The following is a 24,357-nucleotide window of genomic DNA, read 5'->3' as shown; positions in this document are numbered from 1 at the left end:
CCGCCCAGTGTATCACAGGAGAATTGAATTTCAAAAATAAATTAAAATTCCTTCATAATATCCGATTTGCCTTCCGGTTTACTTGTGCGTTCAACCGAATGTCTCATTTTCAAAGTTCTTCATCTTCAATCTGTTTGCGAAAGGCTCTGACCGCTTCTCGCGTCATTGGATCCAGATGTCCATGGATGTATGTTTCATAATCAATTTTATCGACTTCATTGATGTAATGATAGAAACGATCCGGATCATATCCGCCGTCCAATGTATAAAAATCGCCCGTATCGGCATCCCCGGCGAATAGAACTTTGTCTTCTTTAATATAAACAACTACGCCGTCATCCGAGTGAGGATTCGTGATCGGCGTGACTTCAACTGTGACATCACCCAAATTGAATGCAGTGGACCCGTTGAACGCGATGTCCGCCTGGACGACTTTGATTTTCGTGGTGTCATCATATTCCACTTTTATATGCGTATCACAAAATTCGCATTCTTCCCCGGTCCGGAGACGTTCGGCCATTGCTTCCTCTGTCCATTCCCATTGTGTAAGTGTGCCCAGAATCTGATTCGTTTTCCTGTGCGCGACAGTCAGGCCGTCGAATGCATGCATCGCAAAGGTATGGTCCCAGTGCCAATGAGTGATGAGAGCAATTTTGGGAGCAGGGAACCCTGCTTTCTCTATTTCATGCAGCATCATCTGCAGATGGGCCTGTGAATTTCCCGTATCGATGAGCATGCTGTAATTCTGTCCATGGATATATCCGAGGTTCGGCCGGTCCCGCTCCGCATCAGACGGAAGGATATGAACATGGGAGGAGATCTGAGTGAGCAATGGAATCATCCTTCATTTGTTTTATCCTATCTTATCACAGGTTTATTTCTGACCCATCTCAAATTGAGATACATAATATCGTTTATAGTAATTTTACAATGATGGTCGGAACGGGGTATGCTTTCATTAACATATGAAGTGGAAGGAGAGATATTATGAATGATTATGATGTAATTGTTGTAGGTGCCGGGTCTATGGGGATGGCTGCAGGGTATTATCTTTCACAAAAAGGGGTCAGCACATTGATGATTGATGCATTTGATCCGCCGCATGCCAATGGAAGTCACAGTGGAGACACGCGTATCATCCGCCATGCATGCGGAGAAGGGATTGAATATACCAAAATTGCGATAAGAGCCCAGAAGCTTTGGGATGACCTTGCCAGGCAGACGACCGAAACGCTCTTCAAAAAAACAGGTGTACTGTCGTTTGGGATGGCGGATTCCAAATTTGTCCAGCAGGCAATCGCTTCCGGTCACGCCTATGACATGAATATCGAGCCGCTTTCCGCTGATGAAATGAACGAACGCTGGCCGGGCATCACTGTGCCGGACGGGAATATCGGATGCTACGAACCGGATGCCGGTGTTTTATTCAGTGAAAACTGCATTCGTACATTCCGCCGTCTTGCGCTTGAAAATGGTGCGGAACTCATGACGGACGCGCCGGTGCTGAATATCGATGTAGAAGCGGATTCAGTCACTGTGGATACACACGATGGAAGCTTTACAGCGGATAAACTGATTGTCAGCGGCGGCGCATGGAATAAAAAAATCCTCTCCGACCTGGATTTGAAAATTGCGCTCCAGCCCAGCAGACGCGCAATCGGATGGTTCAATTCCGATGACCGGTTATATAATGCGGATACTTTCCCGGGATTCTTCGGCGACCTGCCAAGCGGGGTATTCTACGGATTCCCATGCATTGATGGAACGGGACTGAAAGTGGGCCGTTATGACAACGGCGTCGATACAGACCCGGAATATATCAACCGTGAATTCGGTGCATATGATATCGATGAAGGGGATCTGCGCGGTTTTCTGGGTGAATATATGGCAGAGGCGAACGGCAGCCTCAATGTCGGGAAAACCTGTTTGTTCACAAACACCCCGGATGAAAATTTCGTTATCGATCTACACCCTGAACATTCCCATATCGCGATTGCGGGCGGCTTTTCCGGACACGGTTATAAGTTTTCCAGCGTAGTGGGCGAGGTTTTAAGCGAACTTGTGACCAAAGGGGAGACAATCCAGGATATTTCACTGTTTTCTGCAAAACGTCCGGCCCTGTATCCGGAAAATGTTAAGTCATAGCCATTTTGATAGGAGGCATCATGTTGAGGAATGATCATGTGCAATTTTTACAGTCCCTCATCCGGACAGACAGTACAAATCCGCCGGGCAATGAACACCATGTCACTGAAAAATTCATCGAAAGATGTGAAGCGGCCGGTCTGGGCTACGGAATAACAGATATCGATGAGAATAGAAGCAATTTTGAAATATCTTTAAAATCAAAAGCGGACAATGCCGGTAAACTCATGCTGTGCGGTCATATGGACACGGTTAAAGTGGGTGAGCAGCAATGGGATTACGGCCCTTTCAGCGGAGATATCATAAATGATAGATTATACGGCCGCGGGGCTTCTGATATGAAAAGCGGTCTGGCCGCAATGTATCTGGCAGTGGAACAGATTCATAGAGCAGGCATTGAGCTGTCGAAAGATGTCGTATTTCTGGCCACTGCCGGTGAAGAGGTGGACAGTTGCGGTGCATTCAATTATCTGGAATCGGCAGGTATGGAGGACATTGATGCATTGGTCATCGGCGAGCCGACAAAAGAAAAAGTGGCTGTCGGACATAAAGGCGCACTTTGGGTTGAAATCGTCATCTCCGGCAAGACTGCACATGGTGCAATGCCGGAACATGGCATTAATGCGGTGGAATGGATGGCGAAAGTGATCCGGATTGTCGAGTCAGTGAAAATCGATTGGAAAGTGGAGAAGGCGCCCCTTGGCAAAAGCAGTATTTCGGCCAATAAAATTACAGGCGGGGTTCAGACGAACGTCATACCGGACCAGTGCAGGATGAACATTGATATAAGAAGTGTGGCACCGCAGAATCACAGAGAACTGTTCACGGAGTTAAATGAACGTCTGGAGCACCTCTTCGGGCAGGACGGGGCGCCGGAATTTGAAATGAGCGAAGTGCTCAACAGGCCATCGATTCTGACAGGGGAAGATGAGGAAATCATCGAGACGGCCCTTTATTTAAAGGAAAGGCAGAAGGGCGATGTATACGGTGTATCCTACTATACAGATGCAGCAGTCTTAAACTCCGACAGCAGCATTCCGACACTGATCTACGGGCCCGGTGATGAGACGCTGGCCCATCAGCCCAACGAGCATGTTGATGTCAGCGCCTATTTAAGAGCCATTGATTTTTATAAACAGCTCATTTTAAAATACGCAGGATAAAACGTTTCCATTGTATCTTTCTGCAATTCTCTTGTATAATAATTGAAATCCCAAATACGAGAAGAATCAGGAAGAAGGGGTATGATGGAGCTTAAGGATTTACGGATATTCAAGAGCGTTGCCGAGCTCGGCAGTATCAGTAAAGCGGCGCAGAAATTAAGCTTTGTACAATCTTATATCACCACACGGATCAAAGTGCTGGAAGCGGAGCTGGAGGCGGAATTGCTTTTGCGCCACAGCCGGGGCACTAGATTGACAGCCGATGGTGAAAAGCTTCTGGAGTATGCAGATGAAATCCTGCACCTCGTCGATGACCTGCAGGAAGCATTCAAAAAAGATTCCCCGGCAGGTAACATTAATATCGGTGCGGTGGAAACGATCACTAAACTTCCTGAAATATTAACGGACTACCAGATCAATTACCCCAACGCGAATTTATCAGTATATACCGATGTGACGAAGAATATTGTGGCACAGATTATAAACAGAGATATCGATTGTGCTTTCGTTGCCGACTTTGATAATCATCCGAAAATTAATAAAATAGAGCTTTTGAGGGAAACGCTTGTATTGATTTCCAAAGAACCGGATATCACAGCCGAAACTTTAAGACAGAAGCCGATGCTTGTATTCAAAAAGGGGTGCAGCTACAGGGCCAATCTGGAAAGATGGCTTAATGATGAGGACATCGAGAGAAACAGGTTGAAAGAATTCGGGACATTGGAAACGATCATCGGCAGTGTGAAAGCCGGATTCGGGGTAAGCCTCGTCCCCAGATCGAGCGTTTCTGAACTGATAGTATCAGGTTCTCTCTACAGTCATGAGATTCCCGGGCAATACAGCAACATCTCTACAGATTTCATATGGCATAATCATACTAATCCCTCATATATAATGGAACGGTTCATTGAAACCATCAGAGATTTTAAAGTTGGATGAAATAGTATTTAATAATTTGCCTTCACATTTGTCCTTGCCGGATGACAGAGTGAAGGGAATTTTTTGTAATCCATGACAGGTAATATTTTCTATAATTGTCTATGTAACTGATTACATTGAGAGCCGTCGGGTAAATTTTTCAACTATATAAGTTGAACTAGATTATTTCGCTTTCTGGTAATCGGGTATATACTGGAGAAAATATACCAAGAAAGTCCCTAGATTACCAAACCCCGTTGGAAGTATTTATGAGTTACATGGATGTAGGCAGATTGTCTAGCTTATTTTGACAAACGAAGGAATTAAAAAGTAATGATGGCTCTTAATAAATCTAATTTTTCAGGCTATTAACAGTTAATGAGATTATGAAAGATAAAGTATTGATTAATAAGAGTGATAGAAGAACTACAGTAATATTATTTACATAATTAACAGCGACTAAAAAAGAAAATACAATGATACTTAAATTAGTTATATGATGAGAAAAGAATCCGCTTTTATAACCAATCAATTTCGTTCTCTCATCACGAGGTTCGTTGGATTTAAAAAAATATTCTTCAATGATTCCTGTTAATCCTATGGTAATCACAACTATATTAAACAAAAGTAAGTTTGTGTGATTCAAAAGTATACTCCCAGTACCAACTATCACTAATAAGATATAAACGATGTAATTTATAGCATTTGATTGATTAGGATATTCTTTTTTTTCGTTTAAATTCATTTTTTATTCCTCCTTATATTTATAACTAGAGGTTAGCTCCCTCTATTATTAATAGTTATTTTATACTGTTAATATGCGCTGTGGATTAGTGTTCCCTCCAACAGAGCCATTATTGTGGTAACTGGTCATACGAGGCTCTAACCACAGCTCTTTGCTTTATTGGTAATGAGTTTGATAACGCTTCGACGTTTAATCTCAAGTAAAGTTACATGGCAGAGAGTGCGTGGACACCATAGCGCCAAAATAAGTATAGGAGATGATACCCATGCTTTTTGTAGGCATTGATGTCGCGAAGCATAAACATGATATTGCGATAATAGATGATTCGGGTGATGTCCGAAGATCTCATCTGCGCATTAAAAATAATCGTGAGGGCTTCGAGTTACTGAATCAAACCTTAAAAAAGCTCCAGGAAGTATTTAACGAAGAGATTACGATTGCGATGGAGGATACTGGCATATACTCCATGAATCTCTTACAGTTCCTACAATCCAAGCACTACATGGTGCATACGTACAACCCGCTGCTCATTAAAGAATTTGCCAGGTCAACTTCCTTGCGCAAGACAAAAACGGATAAAAAAGACGCCTTGACGATTGCCCATAAATGTTTCCTGGATAGAAAATCCGCACCGCCACAAGTGAACCCGGTCATTGAAGAACTCAAGCGTCTGACACGCCATCGTTCACGTATCGGGAAAAACCAAGCCGATTTGAAAATCCAATACACGCGAGTACTGGATTTAACTTTTCCTGAATTATCCGTGCGACTCAGCAAACCCAGTATGCATCTTAAATATGTGTATGCGATGCTTTCCATTTATCCATCGATTACACAACTAGCGGATGCACATCTGACCCGTCTCACGACGATACTGAAACAGGCGTCTCGGGGCAGAGTAGGCAAAGCACGTGCCGTAGAGATTCGGGATTTAGCGAGAACATCTATCGGCACTGTCTCAGCCAGTCTATCTTTCGAACTCAAACATTTGATTGAAGTCATTCAATTCTATCAACAAATAATCCAAGAAACCGATCAACAGATTCAATCATTGATGGCACAGATTCAGTCACCGATTTTAACCATTCCAGGAATCTCTCATCGTTTGGGCAGTGTAATCCTTGCTGAGATTCGATCCATTGAACAGTTTCAGAATCCTGGGCAACTCTTGGCGTTCAGCGGCTTGGAACCTTCCATCTACCAATCTGGTACGTTTTCTGGTCAAGGTAAAATGGTGAAGCGTGGTTCTCCCGCTTTGCGTTGGGCAATTCTACAAGCGCGCGATTAATTGCCATGCGTTCTCCCGTTTTTAAAGTATATTTGCTTAAGAAGCTAGAAGAAGGCAAACATTACAATGTCGCACTGTCACATGTCGCCAAGAAACTTGTACGTGTCCTATTTTATTTACTGAAATCGAATCAGCCTTTTGATGAATCCAAATTAGTCTAGTGATTCAAAAAATTTGAACTGCATAGGCTTATTTGGCATGCCTTCATTTAATGCTTATGCCTTCTTTTTAAGATCACCCGCTCAGTATTGACATTCAACATAGTTTGTCTCGTATTTGAATAGATCTTCAATACTTACTTCGAATAATCTTGCTAACTTAAAACTCAATTCTAGGGATGGATAGAATTTCCCTTTCTCTATAGAGATAATCGTTTGTCGGGACACCCTAAGAAGAGAAGCTAAGTATTCTTGTGAATAGTTGTTTTTTTTTCGATATTCTCTTACACAATTGATTATCATCTACTCACCTCATGTAATTTCAAGATACATCATTAATCTTTAAATGTAAAGTTTAGTTTACCTTTTGTATTGCAGTTCTATATAAGTTGAATTTAATATTTTCTTACTATAGCTGAACACACAATCGGTCGATGACCGTCTCCTTGTGCCGGTTGATATCTTGAATGAATCCCCGGACAGCCAACTTAATTTTTTGGACATTTGGAAAGAAGACATTATTAATCACCGATGCTTTCAACCATTTCCACAAGCCTTCAATCAAATTCAGCTGCGGGCTATAGGGGGGCAGGAATACCAGTTCCAGCTGGTCCCGGTGAGCTTCAAGGAAGGGCTGAATCAGCTCGGCATGATGGATCCGGGCGTTGTCCAATACGATGGCTATTTTCTCGCCTGAATAATGGGCGCGAAGGGTCTGGAGAAATTCCAGGAAGGCCTGTGCATCGTAGGTTTCTCTCTCGATGCACAACACTTCGCCGGTTTCATAGTCCAAAGACCCGATCAGTTTGGCGCCCCGGTGTTGCCCCGTCGTGGGGATGATGCGCTGCTGGCCTTTGCGGAACCCGGTCGGCCCGATGGCCGGGTAGTCACGAATCATGGATTCGTCCACAAACAGGAGATGGTCAATCTCTTCAAAAATCAGTTTTTTTTAACGCTGGAAAGGTGTCTTCTTTGAATTGACGCTGTTTTTCCGGGTCGGCCTTTTCAAGGGTGTAGGTCGGACGCGTGAAGCTCAGCCCCCGTCGTTTCAGCACAATGGACATGCCTTTGAGAGAGTAGGAGACGCCCCACTCCCGTTCAACGTATTGAGCAGCCAATGCGAGGGTCCAGTTGGCGCGATTCTCGAAGCCGACGTCGCTCGGCAGTTGCTCGGCAATCACTGTTTCCAACGCTTTTTCCTGGTCATCTGTCAGACTTTTGGGCTTGCCGCTGCCTTTTCCCCGAACCAATCCTGCCAACCCGGCTTTCTTATAGGCCGTCACATAACTGTTGATAGACCGGCGGGAACGGCCTGTGATGTCTGCCGCCGCTTTCTGCGTATATCCGCTGAGACAGAGAAAAACGGCCTGGTAGCGCTCAAACATTCGGCGGTCTTGGGTTTCCTGCATCGCTTTTTGCAGTTCGGCAATCTGATTTTGATGAGTCAACGGAGTCACCTTCCTCGGGGATTTTTCTCCAGTATACATCCGATCCATCAGAAAACGCAATAATTTAGTTCAACTTATATAGTTTAGAAATATACCTTGTGCTTTTTATCCGATTTTGGAATAATAGTCTAATAATTAGAAAATTGCTGCAAAGAGGAAGGTGCTTATGGCAAGTAAAAGTGAAAAGAAGGGGATATTCAACCGCTTCCTGGATATCATTGAACGGGTGGGGAATAAACTCCCCGATCCTATAGTACTATTCATCATCCTGATGTTTATGATTCTGGGTGCGTCTTTCATCGGGGGAATGATGAAATGGGAAGCGGTCAATCCGGCGGACGGAGAAACGATCCAGGCAGTGAACCTGCTCAATGGGGAAGGGATCGTCCGCATTTTTACCGAAGCAATCACGAACTTCAGTGAATTTCCGCCGCTCGGCATGGTGCTGGTAGTCATGATCGGTATCGGCATTGCTGAAAAATCAGGATATTTCGAAACGGCAATGAAACGTGCCATCGAAGTATCCCCTAAGAAACTCATCCTGCCGGCGATCATCCTGGTCGGCATCATCGGTAACGTGGCCGGTGACGCAGCGCCAATCATCCTGCCGCCGATTGCGGCGATGGTCGTCATGAAACTCGGATACCATCCGTTCGTCGGACTGGTCATGGCGTATGCTGCCTCGCTTGGAGCGTTCGCAGCAAATGTCATTCCGGGTATGACGGAAGCGCTGGCGATTGCATTTACTGAACCGGCGGCACAGCTGATCAATCCGGATTATTCGGGGAACATACTGATGAACTATTACTTCACGGCAGTGGCGACGTTCTTCCTGCTCTTCATCGTCTATTTTGTGACAAAGAAGATTACGGTGCCGCGCCTTGGTACATATGAAGGTTTGGAGACGGCTGATCAAGAACCGCTGAAGAAGGAAGAGGTCACGGCGCTCAGATGGGCGAACATTTCCGCCATCCTCACTTTCCTCGTCTTCATGGTGCTTCTTCTGCCCGAGAACGCAATTTTCCGTAACACAGAAACCGGATCGATCATACAGGAATCTCCTTTCATGAATTCGATCATCTTCATCCTGACGATTTTCTTCTTCGTGCCGGGCCTCGTCTATGGACTGAAAGCGGGTACGATAAAATCTACGAAGGATTTCGGGAGCATGCTTGGTGATGCGATGGGTACGATGGGCAGCTACATCGTCCTTGTATTCTTTGCAGCACAGATGCTTGCCTATTTCAGCTGGAGCAACCTCGGGCCGATCATAGCCATCAAGGGTGCGAACGCTCTGGAGGCGGTCAATGCATCCGGCATTCCGCTCATCATCGGCTTCATTCTGCTGGCGGGACTCATCAACCTGCTGATCGGCAGTGCATCGGCAAAATGGGCGATACTGGCACCGGTTTTCGTGCCGATGTTCATGCTGCTCGGATATGATCCGGCATTTACACAGATGCTTTACCGTATCGGGGATTCATTCACGAACCCGATTACACCGATGCTGCCTTATCTGCCGTTGCTTCTTGCATTTGCACAGCGCTATGACAGGAATGCAGGATTGGGTACGTTGCTTGCCACACTGCTGCCATACTCGATCGTACTGTTCTTTGCATGGACGATCCTGTTGACTGTATGGTATCTGCTTGGCTTACCTCTCGGTATTGATGGACCGATCTATCTGCCAGAATAAAAATTTCGGAGGCGTATTATAAATGAGTATTGAAAAGCAAATAGAAAATGTCATGTCAGAGGTTTTTGAATGGAGGCGGACACTGCACAAACATCCGGAACTTTCATTTGAAGAACATTGGACCAGCCAGTATATTGAAGATGCATTGGAAAAGATGGATGGCATCGAGATCAGCCGTCCGACCAAAACGAGCGTTCTTGGTATCATCAAAGGGGAGCATCCCGGAAAGAAAATAGGACTGCGCGCAGATATCGACGGACTGCCGGTCAATGAAGAGCGGGAAGATATTGATTTTATTTCCGAAGTTCCCGGAAAAATGCATGCGTGCGGCCATGACGGCCATACTTCCATCCTGCTTGGTGCAGCGAAAGTGCTCTCCCAGAACACAGATCAACTGCATGGTGAAGTGTACCTGATCTTCCAGCATGCGGAAGAATTGATTCCGGGCGGTGCACAGGAGATGGTGGCGACCGGCTTGTTTGATGATCTGGACTTTATCTACGGACAGCATCTATTCACACCGATTCCAACGGGTAAGATCGGAATCAAGAACGGTCCGATCACATCCAATTCAGATGGATTCGAGCTGGTGATCCAGGGCAGCGGAGGCCATGCCTCCCAGCCTGAACTGACAGTGGATCCGGTGATTATCGGGACGCAGATCATCAATCAGTTCCAGACGATTGTTTCAAGAATTACATCACCGCTCGATTCGGTGGTCATTTCTACAACAAACTTCCATGCCGGAAGTGCGAAGAACATCATTCCGGATACTGCCCAATTATCGGGCAGCGTACGTACAATCGATGACGACACAAGAATGCTGGTAAAAGAGAAAATGGAACAGGTTGTAAAAAGTGTATGCGATATGTACGGTGCAACTTATGATTTCAACTTCCAATTCGGGTATGCAGCAGTCGTAAACAATGATGAGAAGACAGATAAAGTGCGGCAAATTGCTGAAGAGAAATTCGGAGATAAAGTGTTCGAATATCCCCTCGCAATGGGTGGGGAAGATTTCTCGGCATTCTCAAGACTTGTGCCGGGTACATATGCCTGGATCGGTGTGGGAAACAAAGAGAAGGATATGGAATATCCGCATCACCATCCGAAATTCGGCATTGATGAAGACGGCTTTATCGACGGCGTGAAGATGATGGTCTATGTAGCGATGGGTATGACGCAAGAAGAATAGGCTGGACCCGGCCCCCTTTTGACTTACAGGAAGTTAAAAGGGGGTTTATATATTAGCCCCTTCTAAACATAAAAGGGGACCGTATGTATTGCACTGCACCTTAAGACATATGTTTTTACATATGTTATAATAAATTCAGGAGCTAAATAAAAATGAGTTCATCCAGAGATGTAATCAAAAGATAGAAGATGATGGCTGGTTCCTCCTGAAGGCTGTTGGCAGTCATCACCATTTTAAACATCCGGAAAAACCGGGAAAAGTGACTATACCACATCCAAAGAAAGACTTACCCAAAGGAACAGAAAAAGCGATTTTAAAGCAGGCTGGTCTGATTTGATTTTTAACCCGCCTTTTAAAGAATGGAGGACACAGGAGATGAAGTATCATTTCTATGCCGTATTACAGTATGAACAGGATGCTTATAATGTAAGATTTCCAGATTTGCCAGGTGCTCTCACTTTTGGCGAAGATATTGAAGATGCTATATATATGGCAAAAGATGCACTGGAAGGACACTTGTTGGTGATGGAAGATGATCATGATGATATACCTGAGCCATCGGAATATCGGAGTTTGATTTCCGTATTAGATGAAAACGAGCAACTGCAGCTCATTACGGCAGACACTAGATTCGTCAGAATGAGAGAAGAAAATAAGACGGTGAACAAAATGGTAACCCTCCCCAAGTATCTGATAGAACTGGGAAAGAAAAATAATATTAACTTTAGCCAGACACTGCAGAGAGCATTGAAGGAAGAATTAGATGAAGAAGAGAAGATTAAATAACCTGAAGTGAATTCCGGGTTATATAAAACACTCCATGGCGCATTGCCATGGAGTGGATTTTTTTATGCATTCAGTTTTTTCGGGAACCCAATGAGTATCGCTATTACACCACAGATGAGCAGCGTGAAAGGATAGATGGAGTAGGGCAGAATCGCAACAGGTGAAATGGCTGCCAGTCCGGCAGCGGCAAGCATCTGGCCGCCGTAGGGGATCAACCCCTGGAATGCCGCGGCAAATATATCCAGAATACTCGCTGATTTCCTGCGGTCGACACCATATTCATCCGCAATGTCCCTTGCCAATGGGCCGGTGATTATGATTGAGATTGTATTGTTGGCGGTACTTACATCCGTTGCACTGACAAGTGAGGCAATGCCGAACTCCGCACCTTTCCTGGAACGGATGCGGCTCGTGATGAAATGAAGCAGGTAATCGATGCCGCCGTAATGTTCGATCAGACCAATCATCCCGCCAATCAGGATGGCAATGATTGAAATTTCCATCATGCCCGCTATCCCTTCGCCTGCAGTCGCAACAAACGAAGTGAAGTTATAAGAGCCGTCGAAAAACCCGATGATTCCGGCGAAAACAGTACCGCCGACCAGCACCGTCAGTACATTGACGCCGAGCAGTGCAATAATCAATACGGCCAGATAGGGCAGTACTTTGATCAGATTATATTCCAGTCCGGATGCAACTTCCGTTGAAAAACCGGTAGAGATAAAATAAAGGATTACAGCTGTTACAATTGCACCGGGCAGGATGATGAAGAAGTTCACTTTAAATTTATCGACCATCCTGACTTCCTGGGATTGTGTTGCCACGATCGTCGTATCCGAGATTACAGACAGATTATCCCCGAACATTGCGCCGCCGATGACGGTCGCCAGCGCAAGTGCCAGCCCGATTTCCGTCTGATCGGCAATGCCCACGGCAATCGGTGCAAGGGCAACGACAGTACCGGTGGAAGTTCCCATCGAGATGGAGATGAAGCAGCAGACGATAAACAGACCTACAAGGAGCAGACTGCTTGGAAGCAGTGCCAGTCCGAGGTTCACTGTAGAGTCCACGGCACCCATGCCTTCAGCCACGCTCGCGAAAGCTCCGGCAAGCAGGAAGATGAGCACCATGAGCATGATGTTCTCTTTGCCGGCACCGCGCGTGATAACCCCTACTTTCTCATTCAGACGCTCTTTAGGGCTGATGAATAACGCGACGATGATCGCTATGATGATTGCAACGGGAATCGGCATCGCCGTAAAATCGCCGGTAATGATTCCTGTGCCTATGAATAACAGGACAAATACCAATAGAGGTAACAGTGCAATGGGATTTCCTTTTTTCTGATCTTGTTTCATAGTGAGACTCCTTTATAAATAATTTTCAGCGTAATAGAAACATAAAAAGACCCCTTCTGATATAGAAGAGGTCACAAATAGACTTTATCTCTTCTCATCTTCTAGCCGCAATGACTACTGGAATTGGCACTGGCTCACAGTGAGCTGTTGCCGAGGCTTCAAAGGGCCAGTCCCTCCACCTCTCTGGATAAGAGTAATGTTATATTAATTCATTTACTTTAACGCGTGAAACCGGGTATGTCAATGGAGAAGCATGAACCTTTACTTATCCACTGTGAAATCTCTATAATTTGCTTATACCGAAGAATCAACGGAGGGACAATTTATGACTGAAGAAAAAGTGAAAGCAATGCATCTGGGCGACGAAAATGCACCTGTAAGCGTGGAAGCATTTATAAATATGGCATGCCCTTATTGCGTCGAGTTTTTCAAAGCGGCGGATAAAGTGCTGATTCCGCTTACAGATGAAGGCATGGTGAGCTATACGATCAAGCATTTTGACAAACCGAAAGTCAGGCTCTTTCACGGTGCTATCGCCAACCTATACCTGGATTACTCAAATCCGGCGAAAGCATATAATCTTATGAAGGAAATGTTTGAAAACCAGGACGAGTGGGCGGCTGCCGACAGTAAATTCATCCAAACGAAAATGATGGAAGAATTCGGGCTCGAAGAACAGCGCTCAACGATGAATCTCAGCATGGATATTATCCATGAAACGGTGGAGCGCGGCATAGAAGTCGCACCAACAGTATTCATAAATGGCGAACAGTTCAAATATGATTTAAATGGGGATGCAGCTTCCATCGAAATGGAACTGATCCATGCAGTGCGGGAATGAAAGTACAGAATAATCTGATGTTTGACAAGTTATTTTCATGTAAGTAAAATGAGGACATTCTAATATTTCCGAAGGATGATTCTCATGTTCCGCACCATCCATAACGACATTTGGTATAGCTATCGCAGGTAGACTTGTATTTACACATCGTAAGTACAGGTCGACTTGTCTTGTACTTGCGGTGGCTGTGGAATTGAGATCAGCCATCTGCTCTGACGGATGGCACACTTTACCAAAGCTGTCCGGTCAGACCGGGTGGCTTTTTTTATCGGAATTAAAATTGACGGGTAAGGTGGTTCATATAATGAAAGAACAACAGGCGCAATGGGGATCCAGATTAGGGTTTATACTGGCTGCTGCAGGTTCGGCAGTGGGTTTGGGAGCGGTATGGAAGTTCCCCTATATGGTCGCCCAGTTTGGCGGAGGCGCGTTTCTCCTCATATTTTTAGTATTTACATTACTGGTCGGACTCCCGATGCTGATGGTGGAATTCACACTCGGCCGGTTGGGTAAGCGGCCATCCATAGAAACTTTTAAATTTCTGGGCGGCAACAGCGCATACGGTTTAATTGGATTGCTCGGAAACGTCGCCGCATTCATACTGCTCAGCTTCTACAGTGTCATCGGCGGATGGATCGTCGTCTATTTCGTACTCGCGATCGGAAACATCCTTAATATGGTCGATGTCACACAGCCTGGATTGTTTGAAGCGGTGACCAGCACACCATGGATGGTCGTTTCAGGCCAGGCGGCCTTCATGATTATTACAGCCTGGATTGTCACAGGCGGTATTGAAAAGGGGATAGAACGCGCATCGAAAATTATGATGCCGCTCCTGTTTCTCACTTTCATTCTGCTGATTGCGAGAAGTCTTACGCTGCCCGGTGCCATGGAAGGTGTAGAATTCCTGCTGATGCCGGATTTCAGTGCCATTACAAGTGAGGCGGTGTTATTCGCACTCGGACAGTCATTCTTTGCCTTGTCCCTCGGTGCGATGGGGATGCTCACTTATGCATCATACGTCAAAGATGACGTGAACCTTCCGCACAGTGCCGGATATATCGTCGCTACGACGATCATCATCACAATATGTGCCGGTCTTGCGGTATTCCCGGCAGTCGCATCATTCGGCATGCAGGACGAAGCACAGGGTCCCGGGCTTCTGTTCATCGTACTGCCTAAAGTGTTCGCTGAGATTACAGGAGGCGCATGGTTTTATTTACTATTCATATTGCTGTTCCTGTTCGCAACGCTCACTTCGTCCATCTCGATGATCGAAATCAATGTCAGCAATGTGATTAAAGGACGACAGGAGAAGCGTAACAAAGCCACTTGGATATTTGCTGGATTGATTTTTCTGTTTGGCGTGCCGAGTACATTGTCCATGAGCATTTTGGCAGATGTGGAAATTTTCTCAAGATCAATATTCGACACCATGGATATGCTCGTGTCGAACATATTCATGCCGATCGGGGCACTGCTCGCAACACTTTTCCTCGGCTGGAAAGTCGATCTGAATAAAGTGTCCGAAGTACTCAATGTTAAACAGGGATTCATATTCAAGGCGTGGGTTTTCATCATCAGGTATCTATTGCCCGCAGTGATTGTGCTGGTCTTTGCTACTACGTTGATATAAGATTTGGATCAGGATGAAACACTTGGTTCTTAGCTTCTTTTAAAAACTAAATCCGGCAGGCAGATACGCTATCGTATCTGCCTGCCGGATTTTCAGTCTGTTCAATTTGGAATAAAGAAGCTCTATAATGATGCCTGTTAATCATACTACATCTTCTTCATCAATTCCTTGTTCTTTTCAGCAAATACTTCGTTATGTGAGGATACCATGCCTTCTGAGAACGCATCTTCATCGAGGAATAGTTTCGCGTGATTGGCTGCCTGGGCGGCTTCTGTGAAGCAGCCTGCAATCAGTTTGACTTTATTGTCATACACGACCTGATCTCCGCATGCATAAATTCCCGGTACCGGTGTGTCCACCAGGTGTTCTGTTTTGAGCATCTGGTGTTCATTGAAGTCGAATTGATCTTCCATCGCTTCCAAAAATGCACAGTTGGATTCATAGCCGTGGCTGACGAGTACATCATCGACTGCCACCTGGCTGCCGTCATCCAGCATGACATATTCTATTGCGGTGCCCGCTTCGTTTGGAATCAGCCGGTCGATACATTTGTTGAACTGTATATCGATGTCTTTTCTGTGAAGTTCTTCGACCATCGCTTCGTGTCCGCGCATTGCATCTCCCCGGCATACCATTGTGACGCTCGCGGCAATGTCGGAAATCTCGGCTGCCCAGTCGATTGCGGTATTGCCGCCGCCTGAGATGATTACATGCCGGTCCCGGAAGCGTGAGAAACGTTTGACTGTATAATGCAGGTTGGACATTTCAAATTTATCCGCCCCATCCACTTCCAGTCTGGTCGGTGTGAAAATGCCGCGTCCGGATGCAATGATGAGGGTTTTGCTGTAAAATGTACCATTATCCGTGATAGTCTCGAAGTAGTCTTCTTGTCTATTGATCGTTTCACATGTCGTTGAAACGTGTATTTCCGGGTTGAATGTTTTTGCCTGTTCAACCATATCGTTCTTTATATTTGCAGCGGGAGCAGGTGGGATACCACCGATGTCCCAGATGATTTTTTCGGGATAGATATTGAGCTTGCCGCCGAGTTCCGGATGATGTTCAATCAGCTGGACACTCATGCCGCGGAGCCCGGCGTAAAAACTTGCGTAAAGACCTGCGGGACCGCCGCCGATAATCAGCGTATCAGAAATTTTCATGGCCCATCCTCTTTTCTGTTGAAATTAACTGCTTTCTCCTTTATTATATAATCAATGATAATGATTATCAATGAGAACATATTTTCGATTCCCGGAAAGAGGAGACAGAATAAATGAAAAAGTACATATGGTTGATGACAGCAATAATGATGCTGGTGCTTGCAGCGTGTGGAAATACAGAAGAATCAAAAACTGACGAAGAATCGGGAGATGCTTCCGGTGAAAAGGCAGAAATGGTACCATATACTACAGATGCGGGTGAAGAAATTGAAATCCCGAAAGACCCACAGCGGATTGTTGTGCTGGCTTCAAGCTATTTTGGCAACCTGGCGCACCTCGATGCAAATGTTGCCGGTGTTTCAAGCGATGTCGAAGGCAGCGAGGTATTGAAACCTGTCGCTGAAGAACAAGGTGTGGAACTGCTTGAAGTCGGCAATGTGGAACAGGTAATGAATCTTGATCCGGATTTGATCATCACCTTCAGTACGGATGAAAATCTGGATAAACTGAAAGCGATTGCTCCGACAATTCCAGTCCAATATGATAAATGGAATTATTTGGACATTCATGAAGAAATGGGTAGAATCGTAGGTGAGGAAGAAGAAGCCAAAGAGTGGGTTGAAGGTTTTGAAGCGGATCTCGCTGAAGACCAGAAAGCTGTGGAAGAAGCGATTGGTGAAGATGCTTCCGCAACTGTAATAGAACAATATGCGAAAGATATATATGTATACGGTACGAACTGGGGCCGCGGCACAGAGATCCTTTACCAGGGTCTGGGTATGGAAGTGCCGGAAGAAGTTCAGAATGAAGTGGTAGAAACAGGATGGAAGAGCATTTCTGCAGAAGAGATAGGAAAATATGCAGGCGACTTCATATTCGTTGGAACCGGCGATGGCGGAGCGGACAACGCTTATAAGGATACGGCAGTATGGGAAGGGCTCGATGCTGTGAAGAATGACAGAGTGATCGAATTTGATTCTCCTACTTTCTACTTTAACGATCCATACTCCCTTGAGCACCAAAAAGATATTCTAGTCGATGCATTAACGAAATAATCCAGGCAGGTGTCTAAATATGACGAGTGTAGCGCTTAAAGATATAAAAGTGGAACTGAACGACAGGGAAATTCTGCATAACGTAAACATGGAATTGGTGGAAGGCAAAGTGACGACGATCATCGGCCCGAACGGCTGCGGGAAGTCGACGATGCTCAAAACGATTTCCCGCATTATTTCTGCCAAAGAAGGCGGGGTCTATATCAATGATATGAACATCCGCCAGATGAAATCTAAAGATGTCGCTAAAAAAATCAGCATATTATCCCAACGCAACAAGCTGCAGTATGATGTCAAAGTCCAGGATCTGGTCAGCTTCAGCAGATACCCGCACCTGAAAAGGTTCCAGAGCCTGAAGGACCATGATATAGAAATCATCAACTGGGCATTGGAAGAGACGGGGGCGGAAGAGTTCAGAAACCGTATGATGAGCGAACTCTCGGGCGGTCAGGCCCAGCGGGTCTGGATCAGTCTTCTGCTCGCACAGGAAGCTGACGTGCTGCTGCTTGATGAACCGACGACATACTTGGATATTCATCATCAGCTCGAAACGCTGAACATCGTCAGAAGGCTCAATGAACAATCAAGGCAGACGGTGGTCATGGTCCTGCATGACATCAACCATGCGATTAAATACTCGGATAACCTTGTCGTGATGAAAGACGGAGATATCATTACGAGCGGACACCCGACAGAAGTGCTGACCAATGACATCCTCAACGACGTTTTCAATATAAATGGAAAAATATCTATCGATCCGATCACTAAAAAACCGATACTTGCAGATTATGATCTATTCTGTGAAACGGTAAAAGGTGTCAAATATGGATCGTAGATGGTACGTACTGCCCATCATTTTGATGGGCGTTCTTATTTCATTCGTGCTTGCCATGATGTTCGGTGCAAACCATTATGCTTTCGGTGAAATATGGAATGTCATCACGGCGCTCGACATGACGGACAAGACGCACCAGATCCTCTATGAAATCCGTATGCCGCGGGTGCTTGCGGCGCTGGTTGCCGGTTTCATGATCAGTATTGCCGGCCTGGTGCTTCAATCAGTCACGCATAATGATTTGAGTGAACCGAGCATTCTGGGAATAAACGCCGGTGCCAATCTGGCGATTATTCTGGCGGCATTGCTTTTGCCGGCATTGTCATTTGTCGCCATCATGTTAAGCGGGTTCATCGGCGGTATGCTGGTCGGATTGGTCATTCTTGCGGTTACACGTTCCAGATCACCGCTCCATCTGATACTGGCCGGTGCCGGTATTTCCTTATTCCTTTACGCAATCACCGATTTTCTGGTGATTACGAATGATCTGGGGCAGTATATGACGTTCTTTACAGCAGGCGGTGTTGCCGGGCAGTCGATGGGAAATCTGGCAATCGTCGTGCCTCTGGCGATCGTTCTCGTCATCGGGCTCTATCTGATGGCCAAAGAGTTGGATGTCTTGCTGTTTGGTGATGAAATGGCGGTGTCCCTCGGACAGAACCGGGCATTGTACAAATGGATGACGCTCGTCATTGCCGTCATGCTTGCCAGCATCGCAGTGGCGATGGTCGGGAATGTGGTATTCCTGGGACTGCTGGTGCCGCATATCGTTAAGATGATATTCGGTAACATGCACAGGTTTACCATCATTTATACGGGCCTGTTCGGGGCAATCATTTTTGCGCTCGCCGATATGTTCGCAAGAATATTCAACGAAGCACCGGTGAACGCAGTCATTGCCATGATCGGACTGCCTTTCTTCATCTATATCATCAAGAAGAGAGGTGGCCAGTATGCGTAATTCCTATCAATTGATTATCGCAGTGATTTTGCTCATCGGCGTGGTCATCACCAGTCTGTTGACGGGCACTTTCAACCTGACTTTCCAGGACCTCATAAATCTGGCGACCGGCCGGGCAAGCGAAAATGTCATGACTGTATTCTTCGATTTCAGAATGCCGAGGATCATCATCACTCTGATCTGCGGCGCGGCGCTCGCAGTCAGCGGGCTGATTCTGCAAGTCATTTCCAAAAATGCTCTGGCGGATCCGGGAATCATCGGTGTGAACGCCGGCAGCGGATTCGGTGTCGTTTTATTCATTACGTTCATCAGCGGCTCGATGAGCCAGCACCTATATGCACTTCCGATCATGAGCTTTATCGGCGGTCTGCTGACGGTGCTCATCATATTCTCCCTGTCATTCATGAGCGGGGAATTCAAAAGTAATATATTCATCCTTATCGGCATCGCGACAGCGATGGGCGTCACCGGTTTTGTCTATGTGTTCACATCCTTGTTTGATGTGCAGCAGATGGAAATGCTCAACCGTTACTTTGCCGGAAATATATGGGGGGACACATGGGCGTTTGTCTGGATCTCAGTCCCATATATCCTGATCATCATGGTATTCGCCTACTCCAGAATCCGGGAGATGGGCATGCTCAACCTGGATGATGAAATGCTTACAGGATTCGGCATGAACGTCAACCGGGAAAAAATCACCCTTATCGTGTTTGCAGCGATGCTCTCCAGCCTGGCCGTCAGCGTCTGCGGCGCCATCAGTTTCATCGGGCTGATTGCACCGCACATCTCGCGGATGATGTTCGGGCAGAACATGAAAATGCTTTTCTTTTCCTCCTTCATCATCGGGGCACTGCTGCTTACCACTGCAGACCTGCTGGGCAAACTTGTTCTGGAACCGATCATTATTCCTGCAGGCATCGTCGTTTCTCTGATCGGCGGCCCTTATTTCCTGTGGCTGCTGCTCAGAGCGGGCAGGGTCAGATGAATTCGAAGAAGCGGGGAAGGAAATTCCGGAAAGTAAAGGATATGAAGCAAAATCTGAATTTGATTTGTTCCACCCAGGTTTACAGATGGAATTTAATTAATGGCGGTGAAACCTCAAGGTTTCACCGCCATTTTTAGCTTTATTTTTTCAAATTCGGGTATTGGAAATGAATGAGGTGATAGGATGAGCCTTTCCATTCAGTACATATCTAAAAATAATGAAATCGAAAAAGTGACTGATGGTGATGATGTACCGGATGACGCAACATTCAAATGGTATGACTACGACAGTTTTGACGATGAAGATCAGCTGCTGTCGGATTTTGAATTCGATGATATTAATTTCGAAGATAGAGAAGTTAAAAATTATCGGCCTGCATATCATAATAACGATAATTACCAGCTGTTGATCTGTCATGTCATAGATCAGGGGACGCTCGAAGCCCGTGCGGTTAATATATGTGTCATGAAAGATGTAATCATCACATTCCATAACGGAATACTCGATGAGTTTATCGATATCGCAAAAATCATACAAGATAAGAAAGATGATTTGGAAATCGATATTGCACTCCATATCCTGCTGGCTACAGTAGAGCAGTATTTCGACATCGTGCATGGTATAGAGGATGAGGTGATCTCATTCGAAGAAAAACATGCGGATAAGAAAAATGGTAAAGATATTACAGATAAGATGTTTGATATGAAAAAGAGAGTATTTCGTGTGAAGCGTGTAATTATACCGATGGAGGAGCTGGCAGAAAAATTTAAAGAACAGGATGACATACTTAACAGTACGAGAAGCGAAGAAATTTTAAACAAAATTAATGCCAAAATAGACAGGCAGAAACTGATTATTCAATTCTCTGAAGAAATGATTGATGAGTTAAAGGATAATTATATGTCTTATAATACGTATCGCATGAATGAAATCATCAAAGTACTGACTATTATTTCAGCGATATTTTTACCACTATCATTAATTACGGGCATATACGGCATGAACTTTGAGAACATGCCTGAACTCAGCTGGAAATTCGGCTATTATATGTCATTAGGTCTAATGCTGCTTATAGTTACGAGTATGCTCGGGTTCTTTAAATATAAAAAATGGATATAAATGAGAGGGGGCCCGTCCAGGGCAATATTTTATCAAAATATTTTTTCATTTACTGTTGATAGAGTATGTAAAGAAGGGTTTTTTTCAGCCTTTTGCATCGTGTGAATTAATTGACTTTGCATATCAATCAAGGTAAATTGGCTATCAAGCTTATAAAACAGGACTAATTTTCCTGAAAATGGGAATAATGTAAATATGGTATGCGAGAAGAAAGAAGGAATATTTATGAGAGGTCACTTCCTTGGCAAGTTCAGTTTAATCATAGTGGCTGTATTCTTTCTTGCATTGGCTGGCACGTGTGCACAGACTGCTTCGGCAAACAGTGCAAGTTTGAATAATATGATTGAAATCAGGACCAATGATGGCAGTTATGATTCAGCTGAAGCACAGGCGATGGTTAACCGTCTGAGTAGAGTGGACGACCGCATCCTGTATCAGACGAATCGTGCAGGGGTGGAAATCATACTTATGGATATGCCGCTCACTGAATTACCTGAATTTGAATATCTCTCCGGTGTTGTCCCGAGAGGATGGGAAGATACGGGAAAGACATGGGATGAAGTGCCGGGGGCCGGCGGTTTTACAGTAGCTGCGAGAATCGGTTACAGTAATCCGGGCAACGGGCATTCGACGATCAATCTGGAGCTGCATGAGTACGGGCACGCAGTGGATTCTTACTCTGCCGGTTTTACGGTGAGTGAATCCGAGGAATTCCGCCAGATCATGGCCAATGAGAAAAATGCTTTATTCGGCGACCATGCTGTACCCGGATACTTTGATACGCCGGGAGAGTATTTTGCCGAAGTGTTTGCCATGTACTATCTGGGCGGAGAGGCCCGTAACAAACTGGCAACGCGCGCACCGCAGACTTATGACTTCATCAGTACTTTCCACAACAGGCTGATTTCCATCGGAGAAGTGACGGGGAATACTGCCCAGTTCTCATGGGATGCTTTAGAAGGTGCATCAACGTATGAAATCTATCGGAACGATGAGAAGATTGGTGAAACAAGCAGCTCAAGCTATGAGGATACAAGCTTAAATACTTCTACAAATTATAACTATTATGTGAGAGCATTGGATGCATCAGGCAATCCGCTTCTGACATCGTATTTCCGGACACTAACAACGCATACCGAAAGCGATGAGCCGGAAGTGGATACAGGTGAATTGGAAAACCTGATTGCAGAAGTGGAAGCGGTGAATAAAGAAGACCGCTCACCGGAGCTGCAGTCAGCCCTGGAAAATGCGAATGCTGTAGCAGCGGATACCGATGCAACACAGGAACAGGCGGATGAAGCCATGGAAGCATTATCTTCAGCGCTGGAAGCGAACACTGCGGAGAAAGAGGCAACGGAAGAAGAACCCGCAGAAGCACAAAATGAGGAGGCAACCGGGGAAACTGCTGCAGATGAGGAAACATCCGAGGAGCAGACGGCTGAAGAATCGACCGAGGAACAAACTTCCGAAGGGGCAACAGAAGGAGAATCCGCAGAAGCACAAAATGAGGAGTCAGCTGAAGAAACTGCTGCAGATGAGGAAACATCCGAGGAGCAGACAGAAGAGCCTGAAGAAGAGACCAGTGAAGAATCTGCAGAAGAAAGTTCTGAAAATGTAGAAACTGAATCTGAAACGGACAGTGCGCAGGCAGAAACGGAAAATAATAATCTGTTAATGATCCTGCTGTCAATCGTACTGGTTATACTGGCAATTATTTCAGCAATCCTATTATGGATGAAAAGAAAATAAATTTTAAATGGAAGGAGCTTTGACTGAAGTCAGGCTCTTTCTTTTTGGTTCAAATGGTACCTTTATAGGTATATTTCGCCTATCATGGAGATACAGTGAACATCTAAATTCTTTCGAAGGAAGTTGAACAACATGGAACTGATTATGATCGTCCTGCCGGTATTTATGATTTTCGGCATCGGCTATATTTCGCAGAAACTTTTGAAGATGGATATCAAGTCGATATCTGCAATGGCATTATACATACTGCTGCCGCTTCTCACTTTTGATACATTCTTCCGTAACGAGCTGACGGTGGATTATTTGTACCTCTTTATATTCTCGATAATCATTACAATAATACTGATAGGAATCACTATACTCGCAGGCTGGTTCATGAAATCCACGAAAGAGGATATTTCGGCCATTCTTCTCGGAGCCTTATTCCCGAACAGCGGAAACTACGGTGCGCCCGTTATGCTGTTTGCGCTCGGTGCCGTCGCCTTCGACTACGCGATTGTATTGATGGTGCTGCACGGGTTCCTCATCAGCACCATCGGGATATTCATCGCTTCGTTCGGCGGCGGGGCCACGATTTCCGTGAAAGATGCGATCATCAGTATATTTAGGATTCCCGTCATATACGGTGCAATCGCCGGCGTAGTTTTCCAGCTTGCCAATATCACCATCGATGAAAAATTGATGGAGATTATACAGATGACGGGAAATGCATCCATCCCGGTCGTTATGCTGATACTCGGGATGCAGCTTGCACAGATTAAAAAGGAAAACTTTGAACTCAAGAATATCAATGCGGTCATAGCCATCCGGATGATCATTTCTCCGGTCGTTGCAATGGGCCTCGTCCTGTTCATGCCCGTGGGTGAAACGATGAAAATGGTATTCATCATTCTGAACGCCATGCCGGTCGCGGCCAATTCCACAATGCTTGCCGTACAGTTCAATGTAAAGCCGAACCTCGTATCATTCTCGACACTGGTTACAACATTGCTGAGTCTGCTGACCATCCCGCTATTTTTATATCTGGTCGGCGTGTAAGGTCTTCCGGGACAAAAGTTCCGGCGTCTGTTTTAATGGATATATGCACGAGTATTATTTCATAAATCAGGAGGA

22 protein-coding genes, 1 pseudogene and 1 riboswitch are annotated in these 24,357 nt (G+C 45.4%); of the genes and pseudogenes, 17 read left to right on the top strand and 6 right to left on the bottom strand.

Annotated features, from left to right (window positions below; translation table 11 throughout):
• Window positions 1-109 precede the first annotated feature (109 nt).
• A complete protein-coding gene (locus ACKRAT_RS12885) occupies window positions 110-841 on the bottom strand; it encodes an MBL fold metallo-hydrolase (RefSeq protein WP_411842781.1) in 732 nt (243 codons plus the stop codon).
• 146 nt (window positions 842-987) lie between these two features.
• Between ACKRAT_RS12885 and solA the strand changes: the two genes are divergently transcribed.
• The 3 genes from solA (at window position 988) to ACKRAT_RS12870 (ending at window position 4,247) form a co-directional block, all read left to right on the top strand.
• Window positions 988-2,145, top strand: coding sequence for an N-methyl-L-tryptophan oxidase (gene solA / locus ACKRAT_RS12880; RefSeq protein ID WP_411842780.1), 1,158 nt, complete (start codon window positions 988-990; stop codon window positions 2,143-2,145).
• Window positions 2,146-2,165: 20 nt separating this feature from the next.
• A complete protein-coding gene (locus ACKRAT_RS12875) occupies window positions 2,166-3,308 on the top strand; it encodes a M20 family metallopeptidase (RefSeq protein ID WP_411842779.1) in 1,143 nt (380 codons plus the stop codon).
• Window positions 3,309-3,389: 81 nt separating this feature from the next.
• Window positions 3,390-4,247 carry a LysR substrate-binding domain-containing protein gene (locus tag ACKRAT_RS12870; RefSeq protein WP_411842778.1) on the top strand — a complete coding sequence of 286 codons (858 nt, stop codon included), beginning with the start codon at window positions 3,390-3,392 and terminating at the stop codon, window positions 4,245-4,247.
• 331 nt (window positions 4,248-4,578) lie between these two features.
• Here ACKRAT_RS12870 and ACKRAT_RS12865 read toward each other — a convergent pair whose 3' ends face one another.
• Window positions 4,579-4,971, bottom strand: a complete 393-nt coding sequence (locus ACKRAT_RS12865) for a hypothetical protein (RefSeq protein WP_411842777.1) — start codon at window positions 4,969-4,971, stop codon at window positions 4,579-4,581.
• 265 nt (window positions 4,972-5,236) lie between these two features.
• Here ACKRAT_RS12865 and ACKRAT_RS12860 point away from each other — a divergent pair, with 265 nt between their 5' ends.
• Window positions 5,237-6,259, top strand: coding sequence for an IS110 family transposase (locus ACKRAT_RS12860; RefSeq protein ID WP_411842776.1), 1,023 nt, complete (start codon window positions 5,237-5,239; stop codon window positions 6,257-6,259).
• Window positions 6,260-6,501: 242 nt separating this feature from the next.
• On the opposite strand, the gene ACKRAT_RS12855 is transcribed toward ACKRAT_RS12860, so the two are convergent.
• Together ACKRAT_RS12855 and ACKRAT_RS12850 are read right to left on the bottom strand one after the other, a co-directional pair.
• A complete protein-coding gene (locus ACKRAT_RS12855) occupies window positions 6,502-6,720 on the bottom strand; it encodes a helix-turn-helix transcriptional regulator (protein ID WP_411842775.1) in 219 nt (72 codons plus the stop codon).
• A 106-nt stretch (window positions 6,721-6,826) separates the two neighbouring features.
• Window positions 6,827-7,904 (bottom strand): IS630 family transposase gene (locus ACKRAT_RS12850; RefSeq protein WP_411842774.1). Its coding sequence is split into 2 segments (ribosomal slippage): window positions 6,827-7,366 and window positions 7,368-7,904, totalling 1,077 coding nucleotides; the frame shifts between segments, so codons are not numbered across the junction.
• Window positions 7,905-8,031: 127 nt separating this feature from the next.
• On the opposite strand from ACKRAT_RS12850, the gene ACKRAT_RS12845 reads away from it, so the two are divergent.
• The 4 genes and pseudogenes from ACKRAT_RS12845 to ACKRAT_RS12830 all read left to right on the top strand — a co-directional run bounded on the left by ACKRAT_RS12845 (window position 8,032) and on the right by ACKRAT_RS12830 (window position 11,542).
• Entirely contained in the window at window positions 8,032-9,561 is a 1,530-nt protein-coding gene (locus ACKRAT_RS12845; RefSeq protein WP_411842773.1) for an AbgT family transporter, read from the top strand.
• A gap of 22 nt (window positions 9,562-9,583) precedes the next feature.
• Entirely contained in the window at window positions 9,584-10,756 is a 1,173-nt protein-coding gene (locus ACKRAT_RS12840; protein ID WP_411842772.1) for a M20 metallopeptidase family protein, read from the top strand.
• A gap of 152 nt (window positions 10,757-10,908) precedes the next feature.
• Window positions 10,909-11,093, top strand: a pseudogene (locus ACKRAT_RS12835) (type II toxin-antitoxin system HicA family toxin).
• 38 nt (window positions 11,094-11,131) lie between these two features.
• Window positions 11,132-11,542, top strand: coding sequence for a type II toxin-antitoxin system HicB family antitoxin (locus tag ACKRAT_RS12830; RefSeq protein WP_411842771.1), 411 nt, complete (start codon window positions 11,132-11,134; stop codon window positions 11,540-11,542).
• A 62-nt stretch (window positions 11,543-11,604) separates the two neighbouring features.
• Here ACKRAT_RS12830 and ACKRAT_RS12825 read toward each other — a convergent pair whose 3' ends face one another.
• Window positions 11,605-12,900 (bottom strand): Na+/H+ antiporter NhaC family protein, encoded by a 1,296-nt coding sequence (locus ACKRAT_RS12825; RefSeq protein ID WP_411842770.1) that lies wholly within the window; start codon window positions 12,898-12,900, stop codon window positions 11,605-11,607.
• Between the two features lie 91 nt (window positions 12,901-12,991).
• A riboswitch (SAM riboswitch) is annotated at window positions 12,992-13,094 on the bottom strand.
• Between the two features lie 131 nt (window positions 13,095-13,225).
• Here ACKRAT_RS12825 and ACKRAT_RS12820 point away from each other — a divergent pair.
• Both ACKRAT_RS12820 and ACKRAT_RS12815 read left to right on the top strand, forming a co-directional pair.
• A complete protein-coding gene (locus ACKRAT_RS12820) occupies window positions 13,226-13,741 on the top strand; it encodes a thioredoxin domain-containing protein (protein ID WP_411842769.1) in 516 nt (171 codons plus the stop codon).
• A gap of 301 nt (window positions 13,742-14,042) precedes the next feature.
• Complete coding sequence (locus ACKRAT_RS12815; protein ID WP_411844463.1) at window positions 14,043-15,377, top strand: sodium-dependent transporter; 1,335 nt, start codon at window positions 14,043-14,045, stop codon at window positions 15,375-15,377.
• Window positions 15,378-15,523: 146 nt separating this feature from the next.
• Here ACKRAT_RS12815 and ACKRAT_RS12810 read toward each other — a convergent pair whose 3' ends face one another.
• Complete coding sequence (locus ACKRAT_RS12810; RefSeq protein ID WP_411842768.1) at window positions 15,524-16,537, bottom strand: NAD(P)/FAD-dependent oxidoreductase; 1,014 nt, start codon at window positions 16,535-16,537, stop codon at window positions 15,524-15,526.
• Window positions 16,538-16,650: 113 nt separating this feature from the next.
• On the opposite strand from ACKRAT_RS12810, the gene ACKRAT_RS12805 reads away from it, so the two are divergent.
• The 7 genes from ACKRAT_RS12805 to ACKRAT_RS12775 all read left to right on the top strand — a co-directional run bounded on the left by ACKRAT_RS12805 (window position 16,651) and on the right by ACKRAT_RS12775 (window position 24,282).
• Entirely contained in the window at window positions 16,651-17,592 is a 942-nt protein-coding gene (locus ACKRAT_RS12805) for an ABC transporter substrate-binding protein (RefSeq protein WP_411842767.1), read from the top strand.
• A 19-nt stretch (window positions 17,593-17,611) separates the two neighbouring features.
• Window positions 17,612-18,427: an ABC transporter ATP-binding protein gene (locus tag ACKRAT_RS12800; protein WP_411842766.1), complete on the top strand. Its 816-nt coding sequence runs from the start codon at window positions 17,612-17,614 to the stop codon at window positions 18,425-18,427.
• Window positions 18,417-19,388 (top strand): FecCD family ABC transporter permease, encoded by a 972-nt coding sequence (locus ACKRAT_RS12795; protein ID WP_411842765.1) that lies wholly within the window; start codon window positions 18,417-18,419, stop codon window positions 19,386-19,388. The genes ACKRAT_RS12800 and ACKRAT_RS12795 overlap by 11 nt, the downstream gene beginning before the upstream one ends.
• On the top strand, window positions 19,381-20,376 hold the full coding sequence (locus ACKRAT_RS12790; RefSeq protein ID WP_411842764.1) for a FecCD family ABC transporter permease: 996 nt from the start codon (window positions 19,381-19,383) through the stop codon (window positions 20,374-20,376). Before ACKRAT_RS12795 ends, ACKRAT_RS12790 begins: the two co-directional genes overlap by 8 nt.
• Window positions 20,377-20,559: 183 nt before the next feature.
• Window positions 20,560-21,495 (top strand): CorA family divalent cation transporter, encoded by a 936-nt coding sequence (locus ACKRAT_RS12785; protein ID WP_411842763.1) that lies wholly within the window; start codon window positions 20,560-20,562, stop codon window positions 21,493-21,495.
• A 225-nt stretch (window positions 21,496-21,720) separates the two neighbouring features.
• The gene (locus ACKRAT_RS12780) at window positions 21,721-23,244 is read left to right on the top strand and encodes an anthrax toxin lethal factor-related metalloendopeptidase (protein ID WP_411842762.1); all 1,524 of its coding nucleotides are present in this window, start codon (window positions 21,721-21,723) and stop codon (window positions 23,242-23,244) included.
• 132 nt (window positions 23,245-23,376) lie between these two features.
• On the top strand, window positions 23,377-24,282 hold the full coding sequence (locus tag ACKRAT_RS12775) for an AEC family transporter (RefSeq protein ID WP_411842761.1): 906 nt from the start codon (window positions 23,377-23,379) through the stop codon (window positions 24,280-24,282).
• Window positions 24,283-24,357 lie beyond the last annotated feature (75 nt).

Source organism: Salinicoccus sp. HZC-1, assembly GCF_046736035.1.
GTDB lineage: Bacteria > Bacillota > Bacilli > Staphylococcales > Salinicoccaceae > Salinicoccus.
Note: the sequence above shows the minus strand (reverse complement) of the source record. Positions and strands in the feature narration are given on the sequence as shown.

Excerpts from the sequence above, each read along its gene's own strand:
- ACKRAT_RS12885 (WP_411842781.1), bottom strand. The coding sequence starts at position 841 with ATGATTCCATTGCTCACTCAGATCTCCTCCCATGTTCATATCCTTCCG.
- solA (WP_411842780.1), top strand. The coding sequence starts at position 988 with ATGAATGATTATGATGTAATTGTTGTAGGTGCCGGGTCTATGGGGATG.
- ACKRAT_RS12875 (WP_411842779.1), top strand. The coding sequence starts at position 2,166 with ATGTTGAGGAATGATCATGTGCAATTTTTACAGTCCCTCATCCGGACA.
- ACKRAT_RS12870 (WP_411842778.1), top strand. The coding sequence starts at position 3,390 with ATGATGGAGCTTAAGGATTTACGGATATTCAAGAGCGTTGCCGAGCTC.
- ACKRAT_RS12865 (WP_411842777.1), bottom strand. The coding sequence starts at position 4,971 with ATGAATTTAAACGAAAAAAAAGAATATCCTAATCAATCAAATGCTATA.
- ACKRAT_RS12860 (WP_411842776.1), top strand. The coding sequence starts at position 5,237 with ATGCTTTTTGTAGGCATTGATGTCGCGAAGCATAAACATGATATTGCG.
- ACKRAT_RS12855 (WP_411842775.1), bottom strand. The coding sequence starts at position 6,720 with ATGATAATCAATTGTGTAAGAGAATATCGAAAAAAAAACAACTATTCA.
- ACKRAT_RS12845 (WP_411842773.1), top strand. The coding sequence starts at position 8,032 with ATGGCAAGTAAAAGTGAAAAGAAGGGGATATTCAACCGCTTCCTGGAT.
- ACKRAT_RS12840 (WP_411842772.1), top strand. The coding sequence starts at position 9,584 with ATGAGTATTGAAAAGCAAATAGAAAATGTCATGTCAGAGGTTTTTGAA.
- ACKRAT_RS12830 (WP_411842771.1), top strand. The coding sequence starts at position 11,132 with ATGAAGTATCATTTCTATGCCGTATTACAGTATGAACAGGATGCTTAT.
- ACKRAT_RS12825 (WP_411842770.1), bottom strand. The coding sequence starts at position 12,900 with ATGAAACAAGATCAGAAAAAAGGAAATCCCATTGCACTGTTACCTCTA.
- ACKRAT_RS12820 (WP_411842769.1), top strand. The coding sequence starts at position 13,226 with ATGACTGAAGAAAAAGTGAAAGCAATGCATCTGGGCGACGAAAATGCA.
- ACKRAT_RS12810 (WP_411842768.1), bottom strand. The coding sequence starts at position 16,537 with ATGAAAATTTCTGATACGCTGATTATCGGCGGCGGTCCCGCAGGTCTT.
- ACKRAT_RS12805 (WP_411842767.1), top strand. The coding sequence starts at position 16,651 with ATGAAAAAGTACATATGGTTGATGACAGCAATAATGATGCTGGTGCTT.
- ACKRAT_RS12800 (WP_411842766.1), top strand. The coding sequence starts at position 17,612 with ATGACGAGTGTAGCGCTTAAAGATATAAAAGTGGAACTGAACGACAGG.
- ACKRAT_RS12795 (WP_411842765.1), top strand. The coding sequence starts at position 18,417 with ATGGATCGTAGATGGTACGTACTGCCCATCATTTTGATGGGCGTTCTT.
- ACKRAT_RS12790 (WP_411842764.1), top strand. The coding sequence starts at position 19,381 with ATGCGTAATTCCTATCAATTGATTATCGCAGTGATTTTGCTCATCGGC.
- ACKRAT_RS12785 (WP_411842763.1), top strand. The coding sequence starts at position 20,560 with ATGAGCCTTTCCATTCAGTACATATCTAAAAATAATGAAATCGAAAAA.
- ACKRAT_RS12780 (WP_411842762.1), top strand. The coding sequence starts at position 21,721 with ATGAGAGGTCACTTCCTTGGCAAGTTCAGTTTAATCATAGTGGCTGTA.
- ACKRAT_RS12775 (WP_411842761.1), top strand. The coding sequence starts at position 23,377 with ATGGAACTGATTATGATCGTCCTGCCGGTATTTATGATTTTCGGCATC.